At 63.7% G+C, this 328-nt stretch carries 1 protein-coding gene; it reads right to left on the bottom strand.

All coding sequences use genetic code 11. The features are described 5' to 3' along the window. Positions 1 to 328 (bottom strand): AMP-binding protein (locus ACW9IB_RS29515; RefSeq protein WP_457416859.1); only part of this gene is annotated, 328 nt, incomplete at both ends.

The following is a 328-nucleotide window of genomic DNA, read 5'->3' as shown; positions in this document are numbered from 1 at the left end:
GCTGGCCGGTGGAACCCGAGGTGTAGATCACGTAGGCGAGGTTTTCGCCATCCAGTTCAATGCCCGGGTTGGCGTCGCTGTAGTCCTCGAACGTCGAGTCGCCCAGCACCAGCGTGTGCAGCCCAGCCGGAATCGGCAACTGCTCAAGCAAATGCGCCTGGGTCAGCAGCAGTTTCACGCCACTGTCATCGAGCATGTAGGCCAGGCGTTCACGCGGGTATTCGGGGTCCAGCGGCACATAAGCGCCGCCGGCCTTGAGTACCGCCAGCAGGCCGATGACCATTTCGATGGAGCGCTCCACCGCGAGACCCACCAGCACATCCGGGCC

The sequence above is a fragment of the Pseudomonas sp. SDO524_S393 genome, from assembly GCF_054071875.1.
The sequence above is the reverse complement of the archived record's forward strand: the minus strand, read 5'-3'. Positions and strand labels throughout refer to the sequence as shown.